The sequence below is a fragment of the Streptomyces sp. PH10-H1 genome (assembly GCF_030063355.1).
GTDB lineage: Bacteria > Actinomycetota > Actinomycetes > Streptomycetales > Streptomycetaceae > Actinacidiphila.
This window is the reverse complement of the sequence record NZ_JASISZ010000232.1, coordinates 1-812: the sequence shown is the minus strand read 5'-3', so window position 1 is coordinate 812 and position 812 is coordinate 1. Positions and strand designations below refer to the sequence as shown.

The window sequence follows — 812 nt, the reverse complement described above, 5'->3', positions numbered from 1 at the left end:
GTCGACCTGCCGCTTCACGGCGCGCCCGGCAAGAAGCGCCAGCCGGCCGTGAAGCGAGCCGAGGACCTCCTTCACTACGCGAAGGCCCGTGACCAGTGGGAACGTCGCTCCTGCGGCTTCGGCTCCCAGGGCGAGAGGCTCTACGACTGGACCAACTGGACCGCCTTCGCCGTCGAGATGAAGGACGAGTCCCCGGCCGAGGGGCACGCGCACTGGCTTGTCCTGCGCCGGTCCCCGCACCCCAACCGGCGGGGCAAGGACGGTGAACTGCGCCGCGAGATCGCCTACTTCCTCGCCCACGCCCCCGCCGACGCCACGATCAGCGAGATCATTGCCCGGGCCGGCGGCCGATGGCAGATCGAGGAAGACAACGAGATCAACAAGCAGCTCGCCGGACTCGCCCAATACCAGGTCCGCAAGTGGACGCCCTGGCACCGGCACGTCACGGCCTGCATGCCCGCCACCGCCTTCCTAGCCGTCCAGCACGCCGCCCTCCCCGACACCGGGCCTGACCCCACGGCGGGAAAAGCCCAGGCCACGACCGGGAACGAGGCCGCCGTCTGATTCCCGGACCACTGCTGCGGCCCTCCGTCCACACCGTCCGGCACTGCCTGGCCGCCACCCGCTTCAACCCCCACCACCCCGTCGAGACCATCCTGGCCTGCGAGTTCTGGCACCGACTCCATCAGACGCGCGCCCAGGTCAGCCACTACCGACGTCGCGGAGACCCCCTGCCGCCCGGGCTGCACGCCTGGAAACACCACCAGCCGATCCCACCCATCACCCACCCTCAAGATCTCCGGCTGTAGTAC

At 70.0% G+C, this 812-nt stretch carries 1 protein-coding gene; it reads left to right on the top strand.

Features of this window, described 5'->3' with window-relative positions; translation table 11 throughout:
• Positions 1–564 (top strand): transposase family protein (locus QMK24_RS41370; protein WP_502989176.1); only part of this gene is annotated, 564 nt, incomplete at its 5' end.
• Positions 565–812: the final 248 nt, after the last annotated feature.